Below are 19,699 nucleotides of genomic sequence, written 5' to 3' on the forward strand. Positions count from 1 at the left end.
GCGGGCGTCGACGATCCCTCACAGCGAGTCGCCCCAGCGGTACCCGAGAAGGGCGAGCACCACGGCCACCACCAGCACGCCGACGCCATAGGCGAGCGCGACGCCGTACTTCTTCTGCCGCACGAGCTGGACGAGCTCGTAGCTCGCCGTGCTGAACGTGGTGTAGCCGCCCAGGAATCCGGTGCCGACCGCGGCGCTCACGTCCGCCGAGGCGAGATCGCCGGCGACCAGCCCGGTGAGGAACCCGAGCACGAACGAGCCGGTCAGGTTGATCACGGTGGTCGGCCACGGGAAGGCGGACGTGGTGCGCGAGCGCACGAGCGCGTCGACGACGTACCGCGTGCAGGCGCCGAGGCCGCCGGCGACGACCACGAGCAGGAACAGGCCCGGCGTCATGACGTCCTCCCGGCGGCGGGGCTCGTGTCGGCGTGCCCCTCGATGCGGCGCAGCTCGTGCGCGTCGGGCCGGTGCGGGTGCAGCCGGGACCCGAGTGCGATCCCGGCCAGCGTCGCGATGGCGCCCACCACGACCGTGCCCAGCGCGTACAGCACCGCGACGCCCCCGCGCTCGTGGTCGAGCAGGACGGCTGTGTCCGTGGCCAGCGAGCTGTAGGTGCTCAGGCCGCCGCAGAACCCGGTGCCGACGAGCAGCTTGAGCCGACCCGCCAGCGGCGTGCCCGGCAGGGCCCGGGCGACGCCCTCGTACAGGTAGCCGAGCACGAAGGCCGCGAGGAGGTTGACCAGCGGGATGACCACCGGGACCTCGTCGACGTCCGGCACGGCGAGCGAGAGTCCTTCGCGAGCGGCGACGCCGGCTCCTCCGCCGAGCAGCACGAGCCCGACGGCGGACCACCGCAGCGGGACGTGGTGGTGCGCCGCGTGCGACGTGCCGCCGGCTGGAGGGCGGGCGTTCCCCGGTGCCTGGGCCATGGTTGCGAGATTAGGCCCAGAGAATGCCCGGCGCGCGTGTTGACGGAAGGCGCGTCAGCGAATCGATTCATCTGGCCAAGCGTCCAGGGGTGGGATCGTGTGGGCAAATCGATTCACTGGACCACGTGTCCAGAGAATGTCACGGATGTTGTTCGGCCGCCCGTCACGGCGAATCTACGAGACGTTCGCCCCGATCAGGTCCGAGCGCTCGCGCAGAAGTTGTCAATAATGAGCGTCGGTGTATGGTCGGCAATGGCGCAGGTGGGCTGCGCAGTTACCTTCCGAAAGGTCGCCGCACCATGGATCTGACACCTCGTGAAAGGGAGAAGCTCTACGTGTACCAGGTGGCCCAGCTGGCCCGGCAACGCCGCGAGCGAGGCACCAAGCTGAACGTCAGCGAGGTCCAGGCGCTGGTCTCGGAGGCGATCCTCGAGGGTGCGCGCGACGGCAAGTCCGTGGCGCAGTGCATGGAGCTCGGCAAGCACGTCGTCGCCGAGTCCGACTGCATGCCCGGCGTCCGGGAGCGGGTGTCGCTGCTGCAGGTCGAGGCGACGTTCCCCGACGGCAGCAAGCTGGTCTCCTGCCACGACCCCGTGTCGGCCTGAGCATGGCCGGCTCCCACGTCCGGTCGGTGCTGGTCGGCGGGCACGAGAGCGCGCGGGGGGCGGACCTCGAGCGGCTCCGCGGTGCCCTGCCGGGCGCTGTCGTGTGCGCGCCGGGCCGGTCGCTGCAGGACGCGGTGCGCGCCGGCCTCGCGGTCGGCCCGGAGCCCGTCATCGTCCTGCCGATGACGTGGGGGCGCGACCCGGTGATGGTCGCCGACACGGCGCGCACGCTGCGCTGGCTCGCCGCGGGGTCCGGCAGGGGGCGGATCGCGTTGGCGGACCAGTTCGGGACGATCGACCACCTGGTGGCGCTGCTCCGCGCTGCTGCGACGCGGACCGCCGCACGGCAGCCGGGGGCCGGTCTGGTGCTCGCCGCGCCCGGCGCCGACCCGTTCGACGACGCGGAGCTCCACCGGGTGGCGCACCTCGTCCGGACGTTCGGGACGGGGCTGGAGATCGGTGTCGCGTGCGTCGGCACCGACGCCGACCTCGCCCGGGCGGTGCAGCGCGTGCGCCTGCTCGGCGCGCAGGACGTCGTGGTCGTGCCGGCCGGCTTCGCCGCGACGGCGCCCTGCGCGGACGCGCTCGACGGCGCCGCCTTCTTCGGCCCGCTGCTGTCGGACACCGCGCTCCTGCGGATCGTCCGGGAGCGCCTCGCGGCGGCGGAGCACGACCTGCAGCACGGCCACGACGGCATCGAGGAGGGGCTCGAGGCCGACCACGGACACGGCTACGCGCACTCGCACGCCGGGCTGGCGGGGACCGGCCACCCGCACACCCACCCGCACCCGCACCGCGCCGCCCGCCTCGCGCCGGCCGTGCCGGCACCGGGTGCGGCTGCACCCGCCCGCGGCTGACGCGGGCACCCTCGAACCGACCACGGACGTGGAGGAACCACGATGCTCGGCAGCCCGCAGTACCACCACAACGACCAGGACATCGAGATCAACGCGGGGCGCGAGAAGGTCACCCTGCTCGTCGCCAACACCGGCGACCGCGCGGTGCAGATCGGGTCCCACTTCCACTTCTTCGAGGTGAACCGCGCCCTGAAGTTCGACCGCGAGAAGGCGTACGGCATGCACCTGGACATCCCGGCCGGCAACGGCGTCCGGATCGAGCCGGGCGACACCCGCGAGGTGACGCTCGTCGCGTACGGCGGCGGCCGCCGGGTGGTCGGGTTCAACAACCTCGTCGACGGGGGTCTCGACTCCCGCCAGACGCGTCTCGACGCGCTGCGTCGGCTCGCCGAGCGCGAGTTCGCCGACGGCGAGCCGGCGAAGCCGGCCGCCGGCACGAAGAAGAAGAAGTAGGGGGGGAGCACTGATGGCGATCATCTCGCGCAAGCAGTACACGGACCTGTACGGCCCCACGGTCGGGGACAAGGTCCGTCTGGCCGACTCGAACCTCGTGATCGAGATCGAGCACGACTTCAGCGAGGGGCACTACGGCGACGAGGTGGTCTACGGCGGTGGGAAGACCGCACGTGACGGCATGGCCGCCGACCCGCGCACCACCTCGTCGCAGGGCGTGCTGGACCTGGTCATCACCAACGCGATCATCCTCGACCCCGTGCTCGGCGTCCTCAAGGGGGACATCGGCGTCAAGGACGGCAAGATCGCCGGCATCGGCAAGGCCGGCAACCCCAACCTCCAGAACGGGGTCGACCCGCGCCTGGTGGTCGGCCCGGGGACCGAGCTCCTCGCCGGTGAGCACCTGATCGCGACCGCGGGCGGCATCGACGCGCACGTGCACTACATCTCGCCCCAGCAGGGTGACACGGCGATCTGCGGCGGCATCACCACGCTGTTCGGCGGAGGCACCGGCCCCACCGACGGCACGAACGGTGTGACCACCACACCCGGCGTCTGGAACCTGCACCGCATGCTCGAGGCGGCGGAGGACATGCCCGTCAGCATGGGCATCTACGGCAAGGGCAACGGCTCGCTGCGCCCGGCGCTGGAGGAGCAGATCGAGGCCGGGGCGGCCGCGCTGAAGGTCCACGAGGACTACGGGACGACCCCGGCGGCCCTCAGCAACGCCCTGTCCGTGGCGGACGACTACGACGTCCAGATCACCGTGCACACGGACAGCCTCAACGAGGCGGGCTACGTCGAGGACACGATCTCCGCGATCGACGGCCGCACCATCCACACGTTCCACACCGAGGGCGCCGGCGGCGGCCACGCGCCGGACATCATGAAGCTCGCCGGGCACCCGAACGTGCTGCCGTCGTCGACGAACCCGACCCTGCCCTACACGGTCAACTCGGTCGACGAGCTCCTCGACATGGTGATGGTCTGCCACCACCTGTCGCACGACGTCCCCGAGGACGTCGCGTTCGCGGACTCCCGCGTGCGCGCCGAGACGATCTCGGCCGAGACGGTCCTGCACGACGAGGGCGTCATCTCGATGTTCTCGTCGGACTCCCAGGCGATGGGCCGGATCGGCGAGTCCTTCACGCGGGCGTTCCAGACCGCCCACCACAACAAGGACAAGCGCGGCAAGCTGCCGCAGGACGCCGAGGGCAACGACAACTTCCGCGTGCTGCGGTACCTCGCCAAGGTCACGATCAACCCGGCGATCACGTGCGGCATCTCCGACTACGTCGGCTCCCTCGAGGTCGGCAAGATCGCCGACATCGTGCTGTGGCCGGTCGGGTCGTTCGCGGCCAAGCCGAAGATGGTGCTCCAGGGCGGCCTGGTGAAGTGGGCGCTCATGGGCGAGCCGAACGCCTCGCTGCCGACGCCGCAGCCGGTCTTCTACCGGCCGATGTTCGGGTCGTTCGGCAGGGCGCAGCAGAGCACCCGGGTGACGTACATGTCGCAGGCGGCGGTCGAGGCCGGTGTCCCGGACAAGCTGGGGCTGGAGAGCACGGTGCTGCCGGTGCGTCGCACCCGCCAGCTCGGCAAGCAGCACATGGTGCGCAACGGCTCCCTGCCCGTCGTCGACGTCGACCCCGAGACCTACAAGGTGACGCTCGACGGGGAGCCGGCCCACATCGAGCCGGCGCAGTCGCTGCCCATGACCCAGCTCTTCTTCCTGGCCTGAGGAGCACGGTGGCGACCGACATCCGGGCGCTGCTCATGAGCCTGCAGCTGTCCGACTCCGCGTTCCCGAGCGGCTTCTACACGATGTCGCACGGGCTCGAGGGGTTCAGCCAGGCGCGGCTGGTCGACCACGGGGGGGTGGTCGGCCTGCTGCGCGGGCTGCTGCTGCACGGGGTGGGCCCGGGCGACGCGACAGCGCTCGCCCGGGCCCACGAGGCCACCACGGCGGGCGACCGGGAGCAGGTGCACCGGGTCGACCGGCTGCTGTTCGCGTCCAAGCTCAACGCCGAGATGCGGCGGGCGTCCGTGCGCAGCGGGCACCAGCTGACCGACGTGGCGGGGGTGGCGGTCGGTGGACCGGTGATCGGGACGTGGGCGCAGGCGATCGCGGCGAAGGAGTCGCCGGGGTGCCAGCCGGTCGCCACCGCCGTGGTCTACGCGGCGACGGGGGTCGAGACGACCGCGGCGGTCGCGTCCGACCTCGCGGCGTTCGCGATGAGCGTGCTGGGGGCCGCGCTGCGCCTGCGCCTCGCGGACCACCGCGAGGTCCAGGTGGCGCTGCACGCGCTCGCCCCGGTGATCGAGCAGGCGGCCGACGAGGCCGTCGCGCGCGACCTGGACGACATGGGTGGCTGCGTCCCCCTGGCGGACGTGATGTCCGCGCAGCACGAGCGTGCCGAGGCGCGCCTGTTCGCGAGCTGACGACGTGCCGGCGGATGCCGGCAGGACGGAGACGAGGATGAACGAGAACGTGCTGCGGGTCGGCATCGGTGGCCCGGTGGGCTCCGGCAAGACCGCACTGACCGAGGCGCTGGTGCCCCGGCTGATCGCCGTGGGCCGGCGCCCGGCCGTGATCACCAACGACATCTACACGCAGGAGGACGCGCACCACGTGCGGCGCGAGCTGGCGGGCGTGCTCGACCCCGAGCGCGTGGTCGGCGTCGAGACCGGTGCGTGCCCGCACACCGCGGTGCGCGACGACCCGACGATGAACCTGGCGGCGGGTGCCGAGATGCTCGAGCGGTTCCCGGACGTGGACACGCTGCTGTACGAGTCGGGCGGTGACAACCTCACGCTCACGTTCTCCCCGGCGCTCGTCGACGTCTTCGTCTTCGTGCTCGACACCTCGGAGGGCGAGAAGATGCCGCGCAAGCGGGGCCCGGGCATCACGGACTCCGACATCCTCGTCATCAACAAGATCGATATCGCGCAGTACGTCCGCACCGACCTGGGGGTCATGGAGTCCGACGCCTACCGGGTCCGCGACGGCAAGCCGGTCGTGCTGACCAACTCGCTCACCGGTGAGGGCGTCGACGTGCTGCAGGACCAGATCCTGGCCATGTGGGACGAGCGCAGCCGCGCCCTGGTGCCGTGAGCGCAGACCTCGCCGCCCAGCCGGCCACGCCCGCCGTCCCGACGCCCCCGCGGGCGCGTCGGGACGAGGGCGCGCCCGCCGGCGGGCCCGCGCCGGCGTACGGCGGGCACCACCTGCAGCCGGCGTACTACGAGCCGCGTCGCCTGCCCCGGGAGATCGCCCGCTTCGCCGGCGTGCCGACGATGCTGCCCACGGGCAGCCCCGGCAAGGTCGGCATCCTCGACCTGGAGTTCGCGCTCACCGGCCACGGCACCGAGCTGGTGGAGCACTACCAGAAGTCGCCGCTGCAGATCATGCGCCCGCTCTACTACGACCCGCAGCGCCCCGACATGCCGTACGTCTACCTCATGTCCACCGGCGCGGGCGTGCTGCAGGGGGACCGGCTGCGGACCGACCTGCGGTTCGGGCCCGGGACCAGCGCCTACGTCACGACCACGGCGTACACGCGGGTGCTGCGCATGGAGGTCGACTACGCCGTGGCGCTCACGACCGTCGAGGTCGGCGAGGACGCCTACGTCGAGTACCTGCCGGAGCCCGTCGTGATGTTCGTCGACGCACGCCTCTACCAGAGCACCCGGCTGGTCGTCGCGGAGTCGGGGACGCTCATCGCCGGCGAGACCCTGCTGGCCGGGCGGCTCGCCCGCGGCGAGCGGCACCGGTACGCGGCGCTGGCGTCCGACGTGGAGATCCGCCGCCCGGACGGGACCGTGCTGGCGCTCGACCGGGTGCGCCTGACGCCGCAGGACGGCGGGACCGGTGGCCTGGCGGTGCTCGCCGACCACGACGTGCTGGGCATGCTCTACGTGGTGACGCCGCTGGCCACGGCCCGTGAGCTGGCCGACCTCCTGCACGCGGAGCTCGCCGACGCACCGGACGTCCTGCTGGGCGTCAGTGCCCTGCCCGGTGACGTCGGCGCCTGGGTCCGGATCGTCGGCAACGCGACCGCAGCCGTCACGCACGCGACGACGCGCGCCTGGCGGGCGCTGCGGCAGCACCTGACCGGTGCGCCCGCGCCGCTGGTGCGCAAGACCTGAGCCGGACGGGTCCCCGACCCGTCCCCGTCCCACCCGACCGCACGTCAGGAGAGCGTCATGGCAGCCACGACGTCACCGAACATGTCCGCGCGGGCCGGGGCCGCGCTGGACCCCCGTGCGCTCGCGGACGGGCTGTCGCAGATCTTCTTCCAGCGCAACGTGTGGACGGGCCTGCTCATCCTCGCCGCGTTCGTCGTCGCGGACTGGCGCATGGCGGTGCTCGTCGTCATCGGCACGATCGCCGGCACGCTGACCGGGGCGCTCATCGGGGCGGACGACGTGCCGCTGGGCATGCAGGGCTTCTGCGGGGCGCTCTTGGGCGCCGCCGTCTACACGGCGCTGGGTGGCCAGGGCTGGGCATACCCGATCGCGTTCGTCGGGGGTATCGCGTGCGCGTTCGGCACGTGGTTCTTCGTGCACCTGTTCGCCAGCCGGCCCCTGCAGCGCTTCGCGCTGCCGGCGACGACGGCACCGTTCTGCGTCGTCGCCGGGATCATGCACGCCACCACCGCGAGCCTGCAGGAGCGCTCGCCGGCGATCCACGTCACCGACGGGGCGGTGGCGACGTACCTGCGCTCGCTGCTGACGAACGTCTCCGAGGTCGTCCTGGTCAGCAGCGTGTGGGCCGGCGCGCTCATCCTGCTGGGCCTGTTCATCGCCTCGTGGAAGGTGGGGCTCGCCGCCGCGATGGGCAGCGCCGTGGGCAGCCTGTGCGCGTTCGCGCTGGGGTGGTCCGGGACGGACATCGGCGAGGGCCTGGCCGGCTACTCCGGCGTCCTGACCGCGATCGCGCTCTCGGTCGTGTTCCTGCGCAGCAGCGTCGCCTCCTGGATCTACGCCGTCGTCGGCACGGTGGTGACCGCCGTGGTCACCCTCGGCCTCAACGACGCGTTCGACGCCCCGCACTACACCTGGCCGTACATCCTCACGACGTGGGTGTTCCTCATCATCGCGGTGGCCGTCCCCGCCCTCCGGCGACCATGACGGTCGAGGCGTCGCGGCCCACCGGCGGGCGGGTCTCCCGACGCTCCCGTCGGGACACCGCGCGGCACCCGTCGCCGGACGTCGCCGGCCCGGTGCGGCTGACGGTGGACGACGTGCACGTGACCGGCCGGCACGGCCCCATGCTCGACCTGCCCGGCCTGACGTTCGGGTCGGGGGAGTGCGTGCTGATCGCGGGCGACCCGGGGGAGGGCCACACGGCGCTCGCGCTGGTCGCCACCGGCCGGCTGACCCCGCACACCGGCACGGTCACCCTGACGACGGCCGACGGCCGCAGCACCACGACCCCCGCGGAGCTGCGCGCCGTGACCGCCGTGGTGGACCTGCCCGAGGTCTCCGAGCCGGACGACGTGCTGACCGTGGGGACCGTCGTGGCCGAGGAGCTCGCGCTCGGGCACCGGCCGAGCGGAGCCCGTGCGACGCGCGACTGGCTCGCGGACCACGACATGGGGGACCGGCTCGGGACGCGCGTCGGCGAGCTGGACGGGCCGCGGCGCACCGCGCTGCTGACGTCGCTGGCCGCGGGGCGACCGGGCGTGCGGCTGCTGGTGCTGACGCTGCCCGACCGTCACGGCGGCGACCCGTCGGGCTGGTGGGCGATCGCGCAGGCGTTCGCCGCGCGCGGGTTCGGTGTGCTGGTGCAGTGCACCCGGGCGTCGGCCAGCCACCTCGGCGTGCCGGTGGCCGGCACGCGCGGGGACGCGGCCGGACGTGCGGCCCACGTCGAGGTGACGCGCACCGCGCCCGGCGTGGCACCGCCGGCGGACGACGTGACGACACGCGAGCTGCCGGCCGTGGGCGCCCCACCCGAAGGCCCACCCGACGCCCCCGCCGACGCCCCGCCCGGAGCGACCGACGCCCCGCCCGGCTCGACGCCCGGCTCCGCGACCGACGACCCGCTGCCGGGAGAGGAGCAGCCGTCGTGATCATCGCGCGCCTCACCGCCACCGAGCTGCGGCGCCTCGCGGCGGGGACCCTGCCCAAGCTGGCGATCCTGGCGCTCGTCGTCATCCCGTCCCTGTACTCGGGGTTGTACCTGTTCGCGAACGAGGACCCGTACGGCCGGCTCGACCAGGTCCCGGCCGCGCTGGTCGTGCGCGACCGCGGGGCGACGACCACGGACCCGGACACCGGCACCACCCAGCAGGTGGACTACGGCCGGCAGGTCGCCGACCGCCTGGCCGGCGGCCGGGGCGGCTTCCGCTGGGTCCGGACGACCCAGGCCGAGGCCGAGGCCGGGGTCCGCGACGACCGGTACGACGCGGCTCTCATCATCGGCCCCTCGTTCTCGCAGGACCTGGTCTCGTCCGCCCAGTACCGGCCGAAGCAGGCCAGCCTGACGCTGGTCACCAACGACGCCAACAACTACCTCTCCACGACCATCGCGAACACCATCGCCGACGACGTGCGCGACGCCATCGCCGCCGAGGTGGGGACCGACGCCGCAGGGCTGTTCCTGCAGGGCTTCGGCTCCATCCACACCAACCTCGCCCAGGGCGTCCAGGGTGCGGACAGGCTCGTCGCGGGTGCGGGTGAGCTCGCGACGGGGACCCAGGAGCTGGTGGGCGGCACGGGACGCCTGGCGGCGGGGGCGGCGGAGACGTCCCGCGGCGCGGCCGAGCTGGCGGACGGTCTGGACACGCTGCGGGCCGACACCCGCACGCTGCCCGATGCGACGCGCCGGCTGGCCGCGGGCGCGGCCAAGGTGGCAGCGGGCGACGACGAGATCGAGAGGGTCGCGACGGAGGTCGAGGCGGCCGCGGCGAGGGCGGCGACGGAGGCGCAGGCCGCGGCGAGAGCGGCGCAGGAAGGTGCGCAGCGGGTGGAGGAGCGTCGCGGCACGGATCAGGGGCAGGATCTCGACGCCGCGTACGACGCACTCGAGAGCGCGCGCGCGGCGGTCCAGCACGAGCTGAGCGTCCTGCAGGACGAGGGGTACCTCACCCCCGAGCAGGTCCAGGCCCTCACCGATCCCGTCCCCCGGCTGCAGGGCGAGCTCGCGGCGGCCGAGGCGGCCCTGCACACGGCGACCACCGACCTGAGGGCGCTGGACATCGGCGCCCGGGAGGTCGCGCAGGGCGACGCGGCGCTCGCGGACGCCACGCCGAGGCTCGCGCAGGGTATCGCCTCCGCGGCCGCAGGCGCCGGTCAGCTGTCGTCGGGCACCGCCCAGGTGGCCCAGGGCGCCGACGAGCTCGCCGACAGCAGCTTCACGTTGTACGACGGGACGAAGGAGCTGGCGTCCGGGGTCACCGAGCTGCGCGACGGCCTGCAGTCCGGGCTGGCGCGGATCCCCGACCTCGACCAGCAGACCGAGCGCGACACGGCACGCACCATCGGCGACCCCGTGCGGGTGGCGGACGACCAGCTCGCCCGCGCCGGCAGCTACGGGGCGGGCCTGGCCCCGTTCTTCATGTCGCTGGCCACCTGGATCGGCGGGTACGTGCTCTTCCTGCTGGTGCGGCCGCTGTCCCAGCGTGCGCTCGCCGCCGGTGCTCCGGCGTGGCGCACGGCCCTCGGTGGGTGGCTGCCGGCGGTGGTCCTCGGGGCGGCGCAGGTGGTGCTCATGACCGCCCTGGTCGCGTTCGCGCTGGACATCCGGCCCGTCTACGGCGCCTACACGGTGCTGCTGCTCCTGCTCGCGTCGGCGGCGTTCATCGCGATCCTGCAGGCGCTGAACGTCTGGTTCGGCGCCGTCGGGGAGTTCCTGGGCCTCGTGCTGATGCTCGTGCAGCTCGTCACCGCCGGCGGGACCTTCCCGTGGCAGACGATCCCCGAGCCGCTGCTGTCGGTGCACCGCCTGCTGCCCATGTCGTACACCGTCGACGGGCTGCGCCAGACGCTCTACGGCGGCGACCTGGCGAGCGCCGCCGGTGACGCCGCCGTCCTGGCCGGCGTCCTCGTCCTGGGCCTGGTCGCCACGACCTGGGCGGCGTACCGGCGCCGCACGTGGACGCCGAACCGCCTGCAGCCGGAGCTGGTGCTCTGACCCCGACCGACCGAGGAGACGCCTGTGGACGTGGTGTGGTTGCTGCTGGGCGTGGTGGTGCTGGTCGGCACGCTGCTCGACGTCTTCCTCACGGCACTCAACTACGACGAGTCGGGGTTCCTCGCCGCACCGGTGACGCGGCTGCAGTGGCGCAGCCTGCGGGCGGTCACCCGGCGGCTGCCGCGACGGTGGCGCCCGACGGCGTTGCGGCAGGTCACCGGCCTGCAGGTGGTCCTCACGATCGTGCTGTGGGTCGTCGGCACGGTCGTCGGCTACGGACTCGTCTACGACGGCCTGATGACGCCGACGTCGTTCTCCGTCTCGGGGACGGGAGCGTCGCTGGACCTGTTCAGCGCGCTGTACTTCAGCGCCGCCCAGCTGTCGACGGTCGGCGGGTCGTCGCTGACCGCCGAGACCGACCTGCTGCGCTTCCTCAGCATCACCGAGACGTTGACGGGCGTGCTCCTGCTGTCCCTGATCCTCACGTACCTGCTCGGCGTGTACTCGGTGATCGGCGACCTCAACAGCCTGTGCACCCGCTTCGTCACCGCCGAGCGCGGGGCGGGGTCCGCCGTCGCGAGCATCGCCCCGTACGTCCGCGACGGGCAGCCCAACGGGCTCGACGGCCACCTGGACGACATCGGCGACGCCTTCGGGTCGTACACCGACGGGCTGCGGCTGCACTTCGCTGCCTACTACTTCCAGAGCGGGCGGGACCAGTTCGCGCTGCCCTACGCACTGCGCATGACGTCGGGGACGGTCGCCGCGCTGCGCTGGGGGCTGCCCACCGGGCACCCCGGCGCCACCCTGCCCCGGCTCGAGCCGCTGACCTTCGAGGTCCTCGAGTTCGGGAACTACCTGCAGCGTCGCCTGCGCTGGACGAGCACGGACGTGCCCGAGGTCGTCGACGCCGACCGCTTCGCGCGCCTCGCGGACGGCGAGGTGCCGGACGACGCCAGCGGGGTGTGGGCGGCCCGGTTCCTCCAGCTCGACCAGGACATGGCAGCGCTCGCGGGCGTGCGGCCCGGCGCCGACCCGGACGACACGTACCGGCGGTACACCGGCTGGCTGCCGTTCGCGTACCGGTCGCAGCAGGTCAGCGTCGCCGTCGCACGGGACCTGGACTACCAGCCGGTGATCGTCACCGACCGGCCGGTCTCGATCCTGCACCCGCAGGGCGCGCTGTCGCTGCGCGGGGTCGAGGAGTACCTGTCCGGCCCGCCCGAGCCGACGCGGCCGGACGCGGCCGGGCGGCGTGCCCTGTCCCGGTGGCACACCTTCCTGCGGGAGCACGTCACGCAGGTGGACCCGGGGTACGCGCGGCTGCGCGCGGCCACCCGTGCGCTGCTCGCGGCCGTGGGTGCCGGTCTGACGGGCCTCCTCCTGCTGCGTGCCCTCGGCGAGGACGTCCTGACGCCGGCGCTCTTCGGTGGCTTCGTCGGCATGCTGAGCGCAGGAATCGCGGTGGACCGCACGGTGCGGGCACGTCGCGCCACGAGCGTCCTGCTCCTCGTGCCGGTCACCGTCGTCGTCGTGCTCGGCGCCCTGGTGTCCGGCTCTCCGGTGTGGACCGCCGTGCTCGTCGTGGCCGTGGCCGTCGCCGGCACCTGGATGGCCCGCTACGGGCTCCGGTGGGCGGCCCTGGGCCGCACGACCTTCATGGTCTACTACTTCGCCCTCGTCCTGCGCCTGGAGCTGTCCGACGTCGGGTCCTACCTCGCGACGGCGGCGCTCGGCGTGGCCTGGGGGTTCCTGCTCACCGACGTCCTCCTGCCCGAGCGTCCCGTCCGGGTCCTGCGCGCGGGCATCAGCGGGTACCAGCGGGAGCTCGTCGCGCTGATCGACACGCTCGTCGACGCCGTCTCCTGGGCGCGCTGGGACCCCGACGTCAGCAAGCGCGTCGCGGTGGACCAGCGCCGGCTCACGCGCGGGGCGGCGTTCATGACGGGCCAGCTCACAGGTCCGCCGGAGGTGACGGGGCTCGACCCGCGGCAGGCCGTGCGGCTGCGCCTGCGGCTCCTGGACACGACCCTGTCCGCGTCGCACCTCGTGGGCACGGCCCGGGACGTGACGGGCACGGCGGTGTCGCTGGAGCTGCGCGGGCGGCTGGCAGGACGCCTCGAGCTGCTGCGGGCGCACCTGCAGCAGCTCGCCGCGAGTCACGACGCCGCACGTGCGGGCGACGCCCTCACGCCCCGCGTGGACCCCTGGGACGTGCCGCCGCCGCCGGCGCAGTGGCCCGCACCGGCGCGGGCGCTGTGGCGCTCGATGAACGAGCTCTATGACGTGGCGACGGGGCTGAGCACCACGCTCCACGCGGTCGCGGGTCCCGCGGCGGGTACCGGCCGGGCCGCGGCCACCACCCCGGGCGTCCCGGTCCCGGCCGGGAGCGGCGCCCCGGACCGGCGGTCGGCCGACGCCGACGCGGACGCCGACGCGGACGCGCTGGAGGAGCTCGACTGGGACGGTGCGGACCCGCAGGCGACCGGCCTGCACCTGTCGTCCGTGACCCGACGCTCGGCCCAGGCCGGCATCGCGGTGGGCGCCGCTCTCCTCATCGCCGAGCTCGTGTCCTCCTCCCACCAGTACTGGGCGACCCTCGCGGCCTACCAGGTGCTCGGGGGCACCGACGGGGAGACGCGCCTCAAGGGGCTGCAGCGCGTCGGTGGCACCGTCGTGGGTGCGGTGATCGGGTTCGGCGTGGCCATCTGGTCGGGTCACGAGCCGTGGGTGCTGGTCCCGCTGCTGGCCGTCGCCGTCTTCGCCGCGACCTACTACACCCAGGTCTCCCCGGCGGCGGCGACCCTGTGGCGCACGATGCTGTTCGCGGTCATCTACGAGTTCCTCGGCCGGCTGACGCCCGTCGCGCTGGAGCTGCGCGTGCTCGAGACGCTGCTGGGTGCGGCCGCCGCCGTGGTGGTCGCCTGGCTCGTCCTGCCGACCAGGACCGCAGCCGTCCTCGACAAGGACACGACCCAGCTCGTGCGGGACCTCGCGGCGCTCGTCACGACGGCCGTCGGGCACCTGGCGTCCGGCAGGTCGGTGTCGACCAGGGCGATGCGCGAGCGGGTGCTGGTCGTGGAGCGTGAGGCGCGGGGCGTCTCCGCCACGGCCGCCCCGCTGCGCCGTGCGGCGGGTGCGTCCGCCGCGGCGGGCGTCGAGGCCCGGCTGACCGCGCTGTGGGCGCTCACGTACGACACCCGCTACCTGGTGCGGAACGTCGAGGCGGCGATCCACGGCGGCTCCGCGCGCGAGGCGCAGGACTGGGCGGCGGTGCGCGCCACGCTGCAGGTCAACTTCACGGCGCTGCTCGACGTCCTCGCCGGACGCCTGCCGACCGAGGTGCGTCCCGACCTGCCGGACACCGGACGTGCGGACCTGCCGGCGGGCAGCCCGCTCGGGAGCGTCGCGCGCCGTCTCGAGCGCATCAACGACACGCTCGTCCTGCTGGTGCAGAGCGCGTCGCCCGGGGTGCCCGACCGGCAGGAGGACGGCGGGCTCGTGGACGCCTGAACGACCGTCGCGTCCCGGCTCGGCCCGGCCAGCCCGAGCGGGCCGCTCCCGCCCGACCACGTCCCGTGGCGTCCGCGCCGGCCCCGACGCACCGCCGGCCGCCCCCGCGCGGGCGGGGACGGCCGGGTGGTCACCGTCCGAGGTTCAGCCGTCAGACGTTCTCCTGGAACGCCTCGCGCAGCTTGGCCTCCTCCTCGGACGACAGGTTCGTCGCGAGCAGCTCCGGGTGGATGCCCTGCTCCCGCAGCGACGCGATGACCCGGTCGGGGACCTCGCCGGACGTGAGCAGGAACAGCGCGGACGTACCCGGCGTCACCTTCTCGCGCACCTGCTTGATGAAGTTGTCGTCGATCCCCACGTCCGTCAGGGCGCCACCGAGGGCACCCGCGGCCGCGCCGACGATCACGCCGACCAGCGGGATGAAGAAGAGCAGGCCGAACAGCAGGCCCCAGAACGTGCCGCCCAGCGCGCCGACGGCGGCGAGGTTGTGCGACTGGCGCGTCTTCGGCTTCTTCTTGTCGGGCTGCCACGACACCGTGGCGGCGTCCTGCACGTCGATGAGGTGCTGCGTCTGCAGGGCGAGGACCGCGTCCTCCGCCTGCGACGCCCCCTCGGGGGTCTGGAACTTCCACACGCTCAGAGTGGCCACCGTCGTCTCCTCGTCCGGGCCGGTCCGTCGCCCCGCCCGGCGTCACGCCGGGCAGGCCGGGGCCCGACCCCAGGCTCGCCGTCGGGCCGGCGCCGCGCCTCATCCGGCACGGATGATCGTCCGGCTGCGCCGGCACCGTCGTCCGCGCGCACCTCACACGGCGGCCGGCGCCGGTGTGCGCGGACGGTTCCGGCGGGGTAACGCCCAGGCGTGCCCGGTGGAAACACGCCGCCCCTAGCGTCGTCGGCAGCGGCGGTCGCCCGGCCCGCCCGCGACGACCGCCCCGGTCCGAGCTCCTGGAGGGTCCCCATGGACGCACAGCGTCACCTCGTGGTCGTCGGCGGAGGCATGGTCGCCCAGCGCCTCGTCGAGGCCCTGCGGGACCGTGACGGCGACGGCGTCTGGCGGGTCACGGTCCTCGCGGAGGAGCCGCGGCGGCCGTACGACCGCGTCGCCCTCACGAGCTACTTCTCGGGGCGGACCCCCGAGGACCTGGCGCTGGGTGACGCCGCGCTGTGGGACGACCCGCTCGTCACGCTCGTGCGGGGGGACGCGGTGACCGCGGTCGACCGCGCCACGCGGACCGTCACGGCCGCGTCGGGGCGCACGCACCGCTACGACCACCTCGTCCTGGCCACCGGCTCGTCCGCGTGGGTCCCGCCCATGGAGGGCGCCGACCTCGACGGCGTCTTCGTGTACCGGACGCTCGACGACGTCGCGGCCCTGCGCGGCCACGTCACCGCGCTCGCCGGGGAGCGCACCGTGCGCGGGGTCGTGCTGGGCGGTGGGCTGCTCGGCCTGGAGGCCGCCGGTGCGCTCGACGCGCTGGGGGCGCGCCCCACGGTCCTGCAGGTCGACACGCACCTGATGTCCGCCCAGGTCGACCTCGGCGGCGGCGAGGCGCTGCGTCGCCTGGTCAACCGGTTGGGCATCGGGGTCCGCACCCAGTCCCGGACGACCCGGCTGCTGCCGCACCGCACCGGCGGTGTGGGGCGGGTGGAGCTCGCCGACGGCACACGGCTGGACGCCGACGTGGTCGTCGTCGCCGCCGGTGTGCGTCCCCGCGACGAGCTCGCGCGCGCCGCGGGCCTGCCGATCGGCCCGCGCGGCGGCGTGGTCGTCGACGACACGTGCCTGACGGACGACCCGGACGTGTCCGCGGTCGGCGAGGTCGCGTGCATCCGGGGGGCCTGCATCGGTCTGGTCGCGCCCGGTTACACGATGGCCGAGGTGACGGTGGACCGGTTGCTCGGCGGCGGTGCCGTGTACCCCGGGGCCGACACGGCGACCAGGCTCAAGCTCGCGGGCGTCGACGTCGCCAGCTTCGGCGACGCGTTCGCGCGCACCCCCGGCGCGCTCGAGGTCGTCTGGGCCGATCCCGTGGGCGGCGTGTACAAGAAGCTCGTCCTGTCCGACGACGCCCGCACCCTGCTCGGCGGCGTGCTGGTCGGCGACGCCACCGCGTACGCGAGCCTGCGTCCCATGGTGGGACGCGAGCTGCCCGGCGACCCCGCCGCGTTCCTGCTGCCCGAGGGGGGCACCGGCGCCCCGGAGCTCGAGCTGCCCGACGACGCCGGCGTCTGCTCGTGCAACAACGTGCCCGCCGGTGCGGTCCGGCACGCCGTGGCCGAGCAGGGCTGCCACGACCTCGGCGCCGTGAAGGCCTGCACGCGCGCCGGGACGAGCTGCGGGTCCTGCCTGCCGCTGGTCAAGAAGCTCATGGCCACCGAGCTCGGCAAGCTCGGCGTGACGGTCAGCAGCGCGCTGTGCGAGCACTTCGCCCTGTCGCGCGCCCAGCTGTACGACGCCGTCCGCGTCGCCGGGCTGCGCACGTTCACCGAGGTGCTCGAGCGGTTCGGCTCGCACGGGCGCGGGTGCGACATCTGCCGCCCCGTCGTCGCCTCGATCCTCGCGACCACGGCGCCCGCGCACGTGCTGGACGGCGAGCGCGCCGCCCTGCAGGACACCAACGACCACGTCATGGCGAACCTGCAGAAGGACGGCTCGTACTCGGTGGTGCCCCGCATGGCCGGCGGCGAGGTCACCCCCGAGGGGCTCATCGCGGTGGGCGAGGTCGCCCGCGACTTCGGTCTGTACACCAAGATCACCGGCGGGCAGCGCATCGACATGTTCGGCGCCCGCATCGACCAGCTCCCGCTCATCTGGCGCCGCCTGGTCGACGCCGGCTTCGAGTCCGGCCACGCGTACGGCAAGTCGCTGCGCACCGTGAAGTCGTGCGTCGGGTCGACGTGGTGCCGCTTCGGGGTGCAGGACTCCGTCGCGCTCGCGGTCATGCTCGAGCTGCGGTACCGCGGGCTGCGCTCGCCGCACAAGATCAAGCTCGGCGTCTCGGGCTGCGCGCGCGAGTGCGCCGAGGCCCGCGGCAAGGACGTCGGCGTCATCGCGACCGACAAGGGCTGGAACGTCTACGTCGGCGGCAACGGCGGCTTCACGCCGCGCCACGCCCGCCTGCTGGCCGAGGACCTCGACACCCAGACCCTCGTGCGCACCATCGACCGCTTCCTCCTCTACTACGTGCGCACCGCCGACCGGCTGCAGCGCACGGCCCCGTGGATCGAGGAGGTCGAGGGCGGGCTCGACGGCGTGCGCGCCGTCGTCCTCGAGGACTCGCTCGGCATCTGCGCCGACCTCGACGAGCAGATGGCCCGGCACGTCGCCGACTACGAGGACGAGTGGCGCGCCACGCTGGACGACCCCGACAAGCTCGCGCGGTTCGCGTCGTTCGTCAACGCACCCGACGTGCCCGACCCGTCGCTCGCCTACGTCCCCACCCGGGGCCAGGTGCGCCCCGCGACCCCCGACGAGCGCGCCGTGCTCGTCGCCGGCACCACCCTGGAGGTCCGCTCGTGACCACCCTCGACCACCCGGCCACCACCTGGCTGACCGTGTGCCGCCTGCACGACCTGGCGTACGAGCGGGGCGCCGCGGCCCTCGTGCCCGACGAGGCAGGCGGCCTGCCCGTGCTCACCCAGGTCGCCCTCTTCCGGCTGCTCGACGAGCGGGTGCTCGCGGTGCAGCAGCACGACCCGTTCAGCGACGCCCACGTGATGGCGCGTGGCATCGTCGGGACCCGGCGGGTGGCCGACCTGGACGTGCCGACGGTCGCCTCACCGATGCACAAGCAGGTCTTCGACCTCGGGACCGGCCGGTGCCTCGACCCGGCCGGTAAGGAGCCGGCCGCCGGTCGCTCCCCGGACCTGCGCACCTGGCAGGTGCGGGTCGTGGACGGCGACGTGCAGGTCGCCGTGGGCGGGGGCCCGTCGTGACCGCGCTGCTCGGGGTCGAGCTGGCCGGGCGACCCGTGCTCGTGGCGGGCGGGGGACCGGTCGCGGCACGGCGGGCGGAGTCGCTCGCGGACGCCGGTGCGCTCGTGCACGTGGTCGCGCCACAGGTCTGCGAGCCGCTCGCGGACCTGGTCGTCGCGGGACGTGCCCGGTGGTCCGACCGCGAGGTCGTCGAGTCCGACCTGGACGACGTGTGGCTCGCGCACACGGCGACGGGGGAGCGGGCCACCGACGCTGCGGTGGTCGCGTGGGCCACGGCACGTCGCGTGTTCTGCGTCGACGCGGGCGGCGCACGCCGCCCCGCCGCCGGGACGGCGCGCACCCCGGCCACGACGCGGGCCGGTGACGTCCTCGTCGGGGTCGTCTCGACCGCCGGCGCCGACCCGCGCCGCAGCGTGCAGGTGCGCGACCGGCTCGCCGCCCACCTGCGCACCGGCCGGGTCGACCTGCGCCGACGCCGGGCGAGCCCGGGCCGGGGGAGCGTCGTGCTCGTCGGCGGCGGCCCCGGTGACGTGGGGCTGCTGACCGTCGCGGGCCGGCGTGCGCTCGCCGAGGCGGACGTCGTCGTCACGGACCGGCTCGGGCCGACCGACGTGCTCGCGGAGCTGCCGGGCGACGTCGAGGTGGTCGACGTCGGCAAGTCGCCCGGGCACCACCCGGTCCCGCAGGACGAGATCAACCGCATCCTCGTCGAGCAGGCGCAGCGCGGCCGGCTCGTCGTGCGCCTCAAGGGCGGGGACCCCTTCGTGTACGGGCGGGGCGGCGAGGAGGTGCTGGCGTGCCGTGCGGCAGGGGTCCCGGTCACCGTCGTCCCCGGCGTGAGCAGCGCGTTCGCCGCGGCCGCGGCGGCGGGCATCCCACTGACGCACCGCGGGGTCGTGGGCGCCGTGCACGTGATGAACGGCACCGACGGCTGGTCGGCCGCGGCGCTGACCGGGCTGCGGGACCGGTCGTGCACCGTCGTCGTCCTCATGGGGGTCGCGGCGCTGCCGGGGCTGGTGCGTGACGCGCTGGCCGCCGGGGTCGACCCGGACCTGCCGGTCGCCGTGGTGGAGCGGGCGACGCAGGACGACCAGCGGGTGACCCGAGCACCCCTGCACGCCGTCGCCGCGGAGGCCGGGGCCCGGGGCGTGGCCGCCCCGGCCGTGGTCCTGCTGGGCGACGTCGCGGCGCCCGGGCTGCTCGACGTCCCGACCGGTGGCACGCCCGAGACGTCCGGCTCCGGTGCGACGACAATGGGCGCGTGACGGC

The 19,699-nt window shown here is 74.3% G+C and carries 17 protein-coding genes; 14 read left to right on the plus strand and 3 right to left on the minus strand.

What is annotated here, in order from left to right; all coding sequences use genetic code 11:
* Window positions 1-18 precede the first annotated feature (18 nt).
* Entirely contained in the window at window positions 19-396 is a 378-nt protein-coding gene (crcB, locus tag BMZ16_RS06720) for a fluoride efflux transporter CrcB (protein ID WP_089798864.1), read from the minus strand.
* Window positions 393-929 carry a fluoride efflux transporter FluC gene (locus BMZ16_RS06725; RefSeq protein WP_089798865.1) on the minus strand — a complete coding sequence of 179 codons (537 nt, stop codon included), beginning with the start codon at window positions 927-929 and terminating at the stop codon, window positions 393-395. The genes crcB and BMZ16_RS06725 overlap by 4 nt, the downstream gene beginning before the upstream one ends.
* A gap of 299 nt (window positions 930-1,228) precedes the next feature.
* On the opposite strand from BMZ16_RS06725, the gene BMZ16_RS06730 reads away from it, so the two are divergent.
* The 11 genes from BMZ16_RS06730 (at window position 1,229) to BMZ16_RS06780 (ending at window position 14,494) form a co-directional block, all read left to right on the plus strand.
* On the plus strand, window positions 1,229-1,534 hold the full coding sequence (locus BMZ16_RS06730; RefSeq protein WP_089798866.1) for an urease subunit gamma: 306 nt from the start codon (window positions 1,229-1,231) through the stop codon (window positions 1,532-1,534).
* 2 nt (window positions 1,535-1,536) lie between these two features.
* Complete coding sequence (locus tag BMZ16_RS06735; RefSeq protein ID WP_089798867.1) at window positions 1,537-2,391, plus strand: sirohydrochlorin chelatase family protein; 855 nt, start codon at window positions 1,537-1,539, stop codon at window positions 2,389-2,391.
* 42 nt (window positions 2,392-2,433) lie between these two features.
* Window positions 2,434-2,844: an urease subunit beta gene (locus tag BMZ16_RS06740; RefSeq protein ID WP_089798868.1), complete on the plus strand. Its 411-nt coding sequence runs from the start codon at window positions 2,434-2,436 to the stop codon at window positions 2,842-2,844.
* Window positions 2,845-2,857: 13 nt separating this feature from the next.
* Window positions 2,858-4,582 (plus strand): urease subunit alpha, encoded by a 1,725-nt coding sequence (ureC, locus tag BMZ16_RS06745; protein WP_089798869.1) that lies wholly within the window; start codon window positions 2,858-2,860, stop codon window positions 4,580-4,582.
* Between the two features lie 8 nt (window positions 4,583-4,590).
* Entirely contained in the window at window positions 4,591-5,283 is a 693-nt protein-coding gene (locus tag BMZ16_RS06750) for an urease accessory protein UreF (RefSeq protein WP_255366416.1), read from the plus strand.
* Between the two features lie 37 nt (window positions 5,284-5,320).
* Window positions 5,321-5,956 carry an urease accessory protein UreG gene (gene ureG / locus BMZ16_RS06755; RefSeq protein ID WP_089798870.1) on the plus strand — a complete coding sequence of 212 codons (636 nt, stop codon included), beginning with the start codon at window positions 5,321-5,323 and terminating at the stop codon, window positions 5,954-5,956.
* A complete protein-coding gene (locus BMZ16_RS06760) occupies window positions 5,953-6,990 on the plus strand; it encodes an urease accessory protein UreD (RefSeq protein WP_218143332.1) in 1,038 nt (345 codons plus the stop codon). Before ureG ends, BMZ16_RS06760 begins: the two co-directional genes overlap by 4 nt.
* Window positions 6,991-7,047: 57 nt before the next feature.
* Entirely contained in the window at window positions 7,048-7,974 is a 927-nt protein-coding gene (locus BMZ16_RS06765) for an urea transporter (protein WP_089798871.1), read from the plus strand.
* 113 nt (window positions 7,975-8,087) lie between these two features.
* Window positions 8,088-8,918, plus strand: coding sequence for a P-loop NTPase family protein (locus BMZ16_RS06770; RefSeq protein WP_218143333.1), 831 nt, complete (start codon window positions 8,088-8,090; stop codon window positions 8,916-8,918).
* Window positions 8,915-10,981 carry a YhgE/Pip domain-containing protein gene (locus BMZ16_RS06775; RefSeq protein ID WP_089798872.1) on the plus strand — a complete coding sequence of 689 codons (2,067 nt, stop codon included), beginning with the start codon at window positions 8,915-8,917 and terminating at the stop codon, window positions 10,979-10,981. The genes BMZ16_RS06770 and BMZ16_RS06775 overlap by 4 nt, the downstream gene beginning before the upstream one ends.
* Window positions 10,982-11,005: 24 nt before the next feature.
* Window positions 11,006-14,494 (plus strand): FUSC family protein, encoded by a 3,489-nt coding sequence (locus tag BMZ16_RS06780; protein ID WP_089798873.1) that lies wholly within the window; start codon window positions 11,006-11,008, stop codon window positions 14,492-14,494.
* A gap of 151 nt (window positions 14,495-14,645) precedes the next feature.
* Here BMZ16_RS06780 and BMZ16_RS06785 read toward each other — a convergent pair whose 3' ends face one another.
* Window positions 14,646-15,143 (minus strand): DUF1269 domain-containing protein, encoded by a 498-nt coding sequence (locus tag BMZ16_RS06785; RefSeq protein WP_089798874.1) that lies wholly within the window; start codon window positions 15,141-15,143, stop codon window positions 14,646-14,648.
* 309 nt (window positions 15,144-15,452) lie between these two features.
* Between BMZ16_RS06785 and nirB the strand changes: the two genes are divergently transcribed.
* Genes nirB through cobA form a run of 3 tightly spaced genes read left to right on the plus strand, consistent with a single transcriptional unit; the run spans window position 15,453 to window position 19,695 of the window.
* Window positions 15,453-18,014: a nitrite reductase large subunit NirB gene (nirB, locus tag BMZ16_RS06790; protein WP_089798875.1), complete on the plus strand. Its 2,562-nt coding sequence runs from the start codon at window positions 15,453-15,455 to the stop codon at window positions 18,012-18,014.
* The gene (locus BMZ16_RS06795; protein ID WP_089798876.1) at window positions 18,011-18,430 is read left to right on the plus strand and encodes a nitrite reductase (NAD(P)H) small subunit; all 420 of its coding nucleotides are present in this window, start codon (window positions 18,011-18,013) and stop codon (window positions 18,428-18,430) included. Before nirB ends, BMZ16_RS06795 begins: the two co-directional genes overlap by 4 nt.
* The gene (gene cobA, locus BMZ16_RS06800; protein ID WP_089798877.1) at window positions 18,427-19,695 is read left to right on the plus strand and encodes a uroporphyrinogen-III C-methyltransferase; all 1,269 of its coding nucleotides are present in this window, start codon (window positions 18,427-18,429) and stop codon (window positions 19,693-19,695) included. The genes BMZ16_RS06795 and cobA overlap by 4 nt, the downstream gene beginning before the upstream one ends.
* Window positions 19,696-19,699: the final 4 nt, after the last annotated feature.

The sequence above is a fragment of the Cellulomonas sp. KH9 genome, assembly GCF_900114185.1.
Lineage (GTDB): Bacteria > Actinomycetota > Actinomycetes > Actinomycetales > Cellulomonadaceae > Cellulomonas.

Coding starts and splice junctions, on each gene's coding strand:
- crcB (WP_089798864.1), bottom strand. CDS start 396: ATGACGCCGGGCCTGTTCCTGCTCGTGGTCGTCGCCGGCGGCCTCGGC.
- BMZ16_RS06725 (WP_089798865.1), bottom strand. CDS start 929: ATGGCCCAGGCACCGGGGAACGCCCGCCCTCCAGCCGGCGGCACGTCG.
- BMZ16_RS06730 (WP_089798866.1), top strand. CDS start 1,229: ATGGATCTGACACCTCGTGAAAGGGAGAAGCTCTACGTGTACCAGGTG.
- BMZ16_RS06735 (WP_089798867.1), top strand. CDS start 1,537: ATGGCCGGCTCCCACGTCCGGTCGGTGCTGGTCGGCGGGCACGAGAGC.
- BMZ16_RS06740 (WP_089798868.1), top strand. CDS start 2,434: ATGCTCGGCAGCCCGCAGTACCACCACAACGACCAGGACATCGAGATC.
- ureC (WP_089798869.1), top strand. CDS start 2,858: ATGGCGATCATCTCGCGCAAGCAGTACACGGACCTGTACGGCCCCACG.
- ureG (WP_089798870.1), top strand. CDS start 5,321: ATGAACGAGAACGTGCTGCGGGTCGGCATCGGTGGCCCGGTGGGCTCC.
- BMZ16_RS06765 (WP_089798871.1), top strand. CDS start 7,048: ATGGCAGCCACGACGTCACCGAACATGTCCGCGCGGGCCGGGGCCGCG.
- nirB (WP_089798875.1), top strand. CDS start 15,453: ATGGACGCACAGCGTCACCTCGTGGTCGTCGGCGGAGGCATGGTCGCC.